Origin of the sequence: Heyndrickxia sp. NPDC080065, from assembly GCF_050281185.1 — a bacterium.
Lineage (GTDB): Bacteria > Bacillota > Bacilli > Bacillales > Bacillaceae_C > Heyndrickxia.
The window spans coordinates 35862-44271 of sequence record NZ_JBNNWS010000030.1 but is presented as its reverse complement, the minus strand read 5'-3'; the positions used below and the strand labels follow the sequence as shown (position 1 = coordinate 44271).

At 34.4% G+C, this 8410-nt stretch carries 11 protein-coding genes; 7 read left to right on the top strand and 4 right to left on the bottom strand.

Annotated features, from left to right (window positions below; genetic code table 11):
• Positions 1 to 186: 186 nt before the first annotated feature.
• Positions 187 to 405, bottom strand: a complete 219-nt coding sequence (locus ACQKP0_RS24160) for a spore germination protein (protein WP_427408363.1) — start codon at positions 403 to 405, stop codon at positions 187 to 189.
• A gap of 215 nt (positions 406 to 620) precedes the next feature.
• Here ACQKP0_RS24160 and ACQKP0_RS24155 point away from each other — a divergent pair, with 215 nt between their 5' ends.
• From ACQKP0_RS24155 to yunB, 4 genes are all read left to right on the top strand, one after another.
• A complete protein-coding gene (locus tag ACQKP0_RS24155) occupies positions 621 to 1199 on the top strand; it encodes a CBO0543 family protein (protein WP_427408362.1) in 579 nt (192 codons plus the stop codon).
• Between the two features lie 119 nt (positions 1200 to 1318).
• Entirely contained in the window at positions 1319 to 2698 is a 1380-nt protein-coding gene (locus tag ACQKP0_RS24150) for a bifunctional metallophosphatase/5'-nucleotidase (protein WP_427408361.1), read from the top strand.
• 86 nt (positions 2699 to 2784) lie between these two features.
• Positions 2785 to 3087 carry a YunC family protein gene (locus ACQKP0_RS24145; RefSeq protein ID WP_427408360.1) on the top strand — a complete coding sequence of 101 codons (303 nt, stop codon included), beginning with the start codon at positions 2785 to 2787 and terminating at the stop codon, positions 3085 to 3087.
• A 58-nt stretch (positions 3088 to 3145) separates the two neighbouring features.
• Positions 3146 to 3889, top strand: coding sequence for a sporulation protein YunB (gene yunB / locus ACQKP0_RS24140; protein WP_427408359.1), 744 nt, complete (start codon positions 3146 to 3148; stop codon positions 3887 to 3889).
• A gap of 19 nt (positions 3890 to 3908) precedes the next feature.
• Here the strand turns inward: yunB and ACQKP0_RS24135 are convergent, their stop codons facing one another.
• Together ACQKP0_RS24135 and ACQKP0_RS24130 are read right to left on the bottom strand one after the other, a co-directional pair.
• Positions 3909 to 4901: a M23 family metallopeptidase gene (locus tag ACQKP0_RS24135; RefSeq protein WP_427408358.1), complete on the bottom strand. Its 993-nt coding sequence runs from the start codon at positions 4899 to 4901 to the stop codon at positions 3909 to 3911.
• Positions 4902 to 5124: 223 nt separating this feature from the next.
• Positions 5125 to 5835, bottom strand: a complete 711-nt coding sequence (locus tag ACQKP0_RS24130; RefSeq protein ID WP_427408357.1) for a YhcN/YlaJ family sporulation lipoprotein — start codon at positions 5833 to 5835, stop codon at positions 5125 to 5127.
• 108 nt (positions 5836 to 5943) lie between these two features.
• Here ACQKP0_RS24130 and ACQKP0_RS24125 point away from each other — a divergent pair, with 108 nt between their 5' ends.
• A complete protein-coding gene (locus ACQKP0_RS24125; protein WP_427408356.1) occupies positions 5944 to 6213 on the top strand; it encodes a YutD family protein in 270 nt (89 codons plus the stop codon).
• Between the two features lie 200 nt (positions 6214 to 6413).
• Here ACQKP0_RS24125 and ACQKP0_RS24120 read toward each other — a convergent pair whose 3' ends face one another.
• Positions 6414 to 6722, bottom strand: coding sequence for a cytosolic protein (locus tag ACQKP0_RS24120; RefSeq protein ID WP_427408355.1), 309 nt, complete (start codon positions 6720 to 6722; stop codon positions 6414 to 6416).
• A gap of 162 nt (positions 6723 to 6884) precedes the next feature.
• On the opposite strand from ACQKP0_RS24120, the gene ACQKP0_RS24115 reads away from it, so the two are divergent.
• Together ACQKP0_RS24115 and ACQKP0_RS24110 are read left to right on the top strand one after the other, a co-directional pair.
• Positions 6885 to 7322: a DUF86 domain-containing protein gene (locus ACQKP0_RS24115; protein WP_427408354.1), complete on the top strand. Its 438-nt coding sequence runs from the start codon at positions 6885 to 6887 to the stop codon at positions 7320 to 7322.
• A 68-nt stretch (positions 7323 to 7390) separates the two neighbouring features.
• Complete coding sequence (locus ACQKP0_RS24110; RefSeq protein ID WP_427408353.1) at positions 7391 to 8155, top strand: TIGR01457 family HAD-type hydrolase; 765 nt, start codon at positions 7391 to 7393, stop codon at positions 8153 to 8155.
• The last annotated feature ends 255 nt before the right edge of the window (positions 8156 to 8410 follow it).

The following is an 8410-nucleotide window of genomic DNA, read 5'->3' as shown; positions in this document are numbered from 1 at the left end:
CTGTAATATAAATTGAAACGCCGTATACGCGAACCGTACGTACGGTGTTGTGAGAGGGGCGAAAATAAATTACTTTATTTTCCCTCTACTCGATTTTTTATAATATCTTAAAGGATACAATAACACCCTAAAATAAATGCTTAGAAAATAAAGCATTTATTCTAGGGTGTTAATATACATAATAATCTAGGAATTCCCGGCAATTGGCTCATCAATGAGACTATTATCAAATGTGGTGTTGATACTAAAGGCATTATTCACCGCAAATAGTGCTCCCGTATTAGTTGAACCTGAACCAGTAGCAGTTTTTGCAGCGCTTTTAGGAGAAATCCAAGCTGCATCCCCAAAATCTGCAATTCCTCCATTAACATTAACGATTTGTGAAGCTCCAATAATTACTGGCATAGTCACAACTCTTTTCAAAAATAAATTTTAGATTAGTTTATGTTTTAAGTTTGCATCTTGTGCATGTATTTCTCATATTTAACTTTTATATCTAAAAAAATATTTTTGCCTGTTGATAAAAAGCAAGTGGATTGCAAATATTAATGAATATAAAACATTCACAATTACCTATATGAGAGTATTGTATTCGTATGATTAAGGAGCTGGACTTTAGCATGAATTTTAACGAGGGCATAAAACAATCTGAAAAGGGCTATAAACAGGTTCTTGAGGGAGATAAAATAATCTCACATGCGGTTGTACATGACTTTTTATATACATGGCAGTGGTGGTTGGGAATTATGTTATTTATTCTGCCTTGGGTTATTTGGATTATTTTTAGAAAAAAAGATAGTACAGGCCGACTTCTTATAGGTGGATTTATAACCATCATTATCTCAGTAATTATTGATTTGATTACAGATTCCGTAGGTACGTGGACATATCCTATGAAATTTATACCGATTGGATCAAAATTACTTCTTCCTTATCACTTTTCTTTAACCCCAGTGGCAATAATGTTTGCTCTTCAAATTAAGCCGAAAGCGAATCCTCTTCTTAAAGGTGCGTTATTAGGAGTAATTTCAGCTTTTGGAGTAATGAAGATTTTTGTTTGGATGAAATTTTACGACCCAAAAGGTTGGCCTTCTATTTTTGATTTTTTAATTTTTTTATTTCTTTTCTTTGCTGCGTATTTGTGCAGTAATAAGCTTGAATTTAAAAGCATATCTGAAAAAAATTCCGCAAACAAATAGAAACAAAATTGAGAAAACATATAACCCATATAAATATGTTAAAATACATGGAAGATAGCGGATGATAGTAAGCTAAATTTAGATATAAAAAATAGATGTATTTTATGGGAGAGTTATTTATGTTTGAAAACATCCATATTTTTCATACGAATGATGTACATAGTCATTTTGAAAATTGGCCAAGAATTAGAGAATTTTTATTGAGTAAAAAGAAGGAACATGAAGAAAATGGTGAAGAAGTGTTTCTTTTTGATATAGGTGATCATGTGGATCGCTGGCATCCATTTACTGAGGCAACAATTGGCAAAGGGAATATTCATCTCTTAAATGAAGTAGGATATACTGCGGTAACAATCGGTAATAATGAAGGGATTACATTACCCTACGATGATTTAGATTCATTATACACTGATGCAGATTTTGATGTCATTATTGCTAATTTATATAAGAAAGACGGCAGCAGACCTAATTGGGCATTGCCATATCGAATGTATCAAACAAAAAGCGGGGTGAAAATAGGGGTAACTGCTGTTACAGCTAATTTTAAAAAGCTATATGGGATTCTTGGATGGGATCTTGTAGAACCATTTAAGGAATTGAGTAATCAAATAAAACAACTAAAAAATGAATCTGACATACTCATATTACTTTCCCATTTAGGAATTCACGATGATGAAAAAATAGCGAAGCTTTATCCAGAAATAGATATTATCCTAGGCGGACACACCCACCATATCCTTCAACAAGGCAAACACATTGATCATGGTGGAACCACGTTGTTAGGGGCGGCTGGGAAGCACGGAAATTTTGTAGGGTATATTAGATTAAAAGTAAGCTCTGATAATCATGATGTAATAGATAAACAAGCAAAATTGTACGAGACGAGGAATTTACCTTCACCTTTAAATGAGAAAAACGAAATCGCCTCGTTTTATGATGAAGGAAAGAAAATGCTTTATCAAGAGGTAGTCAATTTACCGGTGAAGCTATCTACAGAATGGTTTAAAGCATCACCACTCCCACAAATACTTTGTGAGGCAATTGAAGAATGGTGTGATGCTGATTGTGCATTTATTAATGCAGGATTAGTTCTTGATGATTTAGAAAAGGGAATCGTAACGAAATATGATCTTCATAAAATTCTTCCACATCCGATTAACCCATGTATAGTGGAGTTAAATGGAGCAGAATTACAAAAAGTTATTTTTCAAACATTTGATTCAAAGTGGCCCTCTTTCGAATTAAAAGGTTTAGGGTTTAGAGGGACAATATTAGGAAACTTTGTTTATCATAATATTACTTTTCATTCGATCGAACAACGGTTATACATTAATGGAAGTCCTCTTGAAGAAGAGGAAATATATCGATTAGGAACCGTTGACATGTATACGTTTGGACATTTTTTTCCTGAGTTTTTGACTGCTAAAAAGCAATATTTCATGCCGGAGTTTTTACGTGATGTCATGGCATGGAAGTTTAGGAAGGAATACGGAAAATAAAAACGTGCAACTATTTTTTGTCCGCTTCATACAGATGCAATAGAAGTAAATTTTCATCTGATTAGAATATGAAAGGGCGGATGATTATGGTTACATTAACACCTATCATCTTAGATGGGCATACGTTTATCGCTACAACCGTACAGCTTCCAAAGACAACTTTACTCACAGTCTCTAATGATAACGGATATATCATGTGTGGTGCACTGGATGTAGGATTATTAAATGAGAAGTTAGGGTCAAGAAAGATCATTGCTGGAAGAGCTGTAGGTGTAAAAACGATTGATCAGCTGCTAGACGCACCACTTGAATCTATTACATTTGAAGCAGAAAATATAGGCATTAAGACTGGAATGATTGGCAAAGAAGCACTTTTAAAAATGATCTAAATTCTTGACCTAGATCTACTCTTACAAGCATACACATAGCTTGTAAGGGGGGATTTTTTTGGTAAAATTTCGTCCGCATAAATCCCGGCGGGGTCCGCTTCCATTGCGTTATGTTATTCTTTTAACTTTCGTCTTTTTTATTTTCTCCACTGTTGGCGGCCTATGGATTGTTAATAAAGGAATAAAACCAATATTGGTTCGATATGCTGAAAGCCAAAATCAGAAAATAGCTGCAAATGCAGTAAATTATGCAGTTGAAGAAATAGCAAAAAAAGATATTAATGAGATACTAAAAGTAGTTCTTAATGAAAAAGGAAATGTTTCATATGTTGAGTTTCAGCCAGGAGTATTAAATAAAATTACAGCTGAAGTACAACAATTAGTCCAATCATATTTAAATGGAGCAGAGGAAGGAGATATTCAAGACTTAAATTATGCAAATTACAAGAAAGATTCAGGAGAACTCGTTTATTCCATACCACTGGGGAGAGCAACGAATAATGTACTACTTGGGAATCTTGGCCCTGATATTCCTATTAAATTTCATGTAATCGGAGATACCAAAGTAAATATGGATTATGATACTGAAGAAAAGGGGATTAACAGTACACATGTGAAGCTATCCATTCAAGTAAAAGTCAATGTTCAAACGATTATCCCATTTTCCTCGAAAATAACTGAGTATGACCAAACCATTCCATTACCAGGGGGAGTTTATAAAGGTGATGTCCCTTTGTATAATAGTGGAAATGGGAATGAATCACCTCCATCTATCCAGTTAGAAAATGAAAAAAATAAATGAATATGTAAAAAGCCTCAGGTCATCTCCTTGAGGCTCTCTTTCTGTCTAAACGTTCCCATTGTTTTAAATATGGATAGGGGTCAAAGGACCATTCTGTACGTCCATTATCTTTATACATACCATAATGTAAATGAGGAGGGAATTTTCCCGACGTTCCAGGCGGTCCATATCCTGTGCTTCCGACACTTCCGATGAGAGTACCTGGTTCAACAATCTGCCCAACTTTTAAATCTTTTGAGAAACCGTTTAAATGAGCAAAATAATGATACGTATTGTTAATATCACGGATTCCTACTCTCCAACCACCGTATTTGTTCCAGCCCTTCATTTCAACAATCCCATAACTGGTTGAACGAACAGGAACTCCATAACCAGCAAAAATATCTGTTCCTTCGTGAATTCTACGGCCGCCCCAGCCTCTAGAATCGCCCCAAGTACTGTGATAAGAAAAATTATATCCACGAGGCATCGGGAATGTTTTTTTATTAAGATCTAACCGGCCAAAATGCTTATAAAGCTTTGCTTTTTCCATAATGATACTAACTGTTTTATCTCTTTTATAGTAATTCCATAATGCGATTCGAAAATGATCTTCATCCACACCATAATTAAGTATATGGTTGGCAAATGTGAAAAGAATATCTGCATCATCCTTTTGACTCGCATTGCCATCGCCATTCCCATCAACACCAATTCCATCAAAAAATTGAATAGAAAGAGGGTCTGTATCATCTCTTTCAGGGTTCATATAGCCCGTCCATATTTCAGGTTTAAAATAGATACCCGTCAATCCCTCTGCTTTAGGCAAATCTCTTCTAATAGAGCGTATGCTTCTTTCATAATGATCGATAGCAGCAATATAATACCATGGTATATATGTTACTGTTTCAACTCTTTTATATAATTCCATTCGTTTTTTATAGCTTTCTTCTTCAGACATTGTTTTGGAAGCTGCAAAACATGTTTGAGACAGGAATGAAAGCAATAAAAGTGAACATAAAACAATACGCACTTATTTTGCCTCCTTTTAATTTATCTAGCTAAAAGCACTATACGTTAATTCAAATTACCATCACATATCTCTAAAAATTAGTATTTGTTAGAACCTCTGTTTCATTAATATCAAATACTGGTAATAAAAAAAATATTAGAAAGGAGCCTAAAGAAAAAAGAAATCGGCTGTGATACCGACTTCTTTCCATCTCGTCCCTCTATCCTTAAGTCTTTAAGAACTATTATTTTAGTGTCCCTTTATCATACTGCATACGATATTCATTCTGGTCTTTTACTTGTTTATTCGTTTCATTCATCATTTCTCCATTTGCGTTTGCACCATCGCTAAGTTTTCGACCCTGAGGAGAACGCTGCAGCATTCTCTTAACGGTTCCTTTAATAACATCTTCTCTGTTAGCAGAGCTTGCGTCCATATAAGCAATATTTTCGACATCTTGCCTTAATGCAGGATCATCTGTAACATAAACATGAAACCATCTCGGAAGAACAGATATTGCCGTTTTCTTTACTTGATCTGCAACTTCAAATCTCCCTTTTTTATCTTTTGCGTCAGTTTTGTAGGCAACTAATGCTTCCTCGTCTGTTACAAGTACAGCAGCATCATGGACTCTTGGGATCGTTACAGCAATTTTACTTATTGAATTTGCAACTTGCTCTCTATTGATTGTATGACCTTTATAGTTAATATCTTTATTCGGAACAGGACTTTTTACTTGCCTAACATAGCCGAACTCCCTTGATCGTTCTGCATGTGTGTCAACTTTTTCAGGGTTATATAAATCTTCTTCGTTTTGTTTATTAATGGTATTACCGGTTTGCTTATAAACTCCGGGCGTTTCGGCAACATTTTTATTAGTATTCATTCCGCATGCTGTTAGTAAAGAAGCGCCTAAAAGTGTTGCGGTGATAAGTTTTTTTTGCAATATAAACACCTCCTATTCATTATATTGCACTTGAAAATTAATTTTTTTCTTAGTAATTGATGGGGAATTAGTTATAATTTAATTATGGAGATGTTTAACGGTAAGAGAGGTGGAAAAATGATTAATATTAATAATCAGACGTACGAGATAATAAAAGATTTTCGAGATGGTTACAATGAAGAAGCATTTCGAAATCGATTTAGTGATATTTTATCGAGATATGATTATATTGTAGGGGATTGGGGGTATGGTCAATTAAGATTAAAAGGCTTCTTTGATGATGAAAATCCAAAAGCTACATTTGATTCAAAAATAAGTACGTTAACCGAATATTTGTATGAATATTGTAATTTCGGATGTGCCTATTTTGTTGCAAAAAAGATTTAATGACAGCCCCTAAAAGGAAAAGGGGCGGAGCGTCGCTAACTGATTTATAATCTACAACGAAAGAAAAATTGTAATTGAAATGGCATAAAGAATTAATTCAGCTTTGCTCTGCTCACACCACCTTATTAGAAGAATTCTAATTTCATAATGGTAAATGGTGGAGACGATGAATCGTCTCCATATAAGCTTGTAAAAAGGGGCTAGTTACTTTCTTCATATGGCGGTTCTTGATTCACTTCGTCATCATCATGTGTTGGATGTGCACCAGGATATTCTCTCGGCAGATCCTGATGGAAGGATTTAAATTCATAATTGAAAGCACTATGTGGGCGCTGTCCTTTTTTCCACGGTGTTGATTTTCCTTGTACAGGTTCATCGGCTCCTCGAGGTGCACCGTAAGATCCTTCAGGTAAATCTTCCGGAAAAATAAAATTTTTTCTAGTTTCAACTGTAGATACATCTGTATAAGGTATATCTTCTTTATCTATATTTTCAAGTTTTTCATCCATAGTCACACTTCCTTTTCAGGGATTAACCTTATTATGTGTTAAAAAAGGTTAATTAATCTTTAGCAATAATAATTAACTATATGTGAATTCAAGAAATAGTGAGACAGGTATGATAAAATAATAAGGGATGGAAAAAGGAAAAATGGAAGGATGTCTTAAGCTGTGTATTTTGTAGATCGTGATAAAATCGAAGCAACATTACAATATATGGAAAAACAAATTCAGCTTTTACAAACTCAAGAATGTTGGGAAACTGAGATTGAGAAAGCAGCTCTCGAGAGAGTAGTACATACAATTATTGAGTCAATTTTGGACATAGGTAACTCGATAATAGACGGTTTCATAATGAGAGATCCAGGAAGTTATGAGGATATTATTGATATTCTTCTTGATGAAAAAGTAATTACTGAGGAAATGTCAAAAAGTCTTATTAATGTAGTAGCGCTTCGCAAAATTTTGGTGAAGGATTATACTCATATCCAACATGAAGAGATTAGGGCAAGCTTTTTAGCCAATATTGAAGCTATTATGGATTTTGTTCCTCGTGTAAGAAAATATTTAGAAGATGAGCTTGGACCAGTTTCTGCATTTAAAAATTAGATGACGCTTTCTTTTTGAGAAGGCGTTTTTGCTTTATTGTATAAATAAGATGAGAAAGGAAAAGAACCTTGAAAAAATATAAAGGCTACTTAATTGATCTAGATGGTACGATGTATCGGGGAAATGAAAAAATAGATGCAGCAGGCGATTTTATTCAACGTTTAAGGAGAAAAAATATCCCGTATCTATTTGTAACAAATAATTCATCAAGAACACCTGAGCAGGTAGCTAAGAAATTGAATGAATTTGACATTCCAGTTGAAGAAAATCAAATTTTTACAACATCTATGGCTACTGCTGAATATATATATGAACAAAATCAAAATGGGACAATATATGTAATAGGAGAAGAAGGATTAAAAACGGCATTAAAACAAAAAGGATTCCAGTTTACAGATGAGCATCCTGATTTTGTGGTAGTAGGAATCGATCGCAAAATCAACTATGAAAAGCTTAGCTTAGCATGTCTCGCTGTAAGAAGTGGTGCGACATTCATTTCAACTAATGCTGATATTGCCCTTCCAACAGAAAGAGGATTCTTACCTGGCAACGGTTCAATTACATCTGTTATTACTGTATCGACCCAAACTGAACCCATCTTTATTGGAAAACCTGAATCAATCATTATGAACCAAGCATTAACTTTCCTAGGAACGAAAAAGGAAGAAACAATGATGGTCGGAGATTTTTACGATACTGATATTTTAGCTGGAATAAATGCAGGGATAGATACGCTCCTCGTTCATACTGGAGTAACAACAAAAGAGGCTTTATTGAAAAAGGAAAAACAACCGACTTTTGCAGTAAATTCACTCGATGATTGGGAAGTTTGAGCGTACATTTTTAAATGTACGCTTTTTTTGCTGATCTTGCAGATAATGAGAAACTTCTTTAGCGATTTAGTTTCATGATGTACTTCAAACCCAGGTAAGAGGTAGATCATTGGCAATTTAGCACCAAGATGTACTTCATACAAAGGTAAAGAGGTAGATCATTGGCAATTTAGTACCAAGATGTACTTCAAACTCGTGTAATGAGGTAGATCATTGGCAATTTAGCTCCAGGATGTACTTCAAACCCAGGTAAAG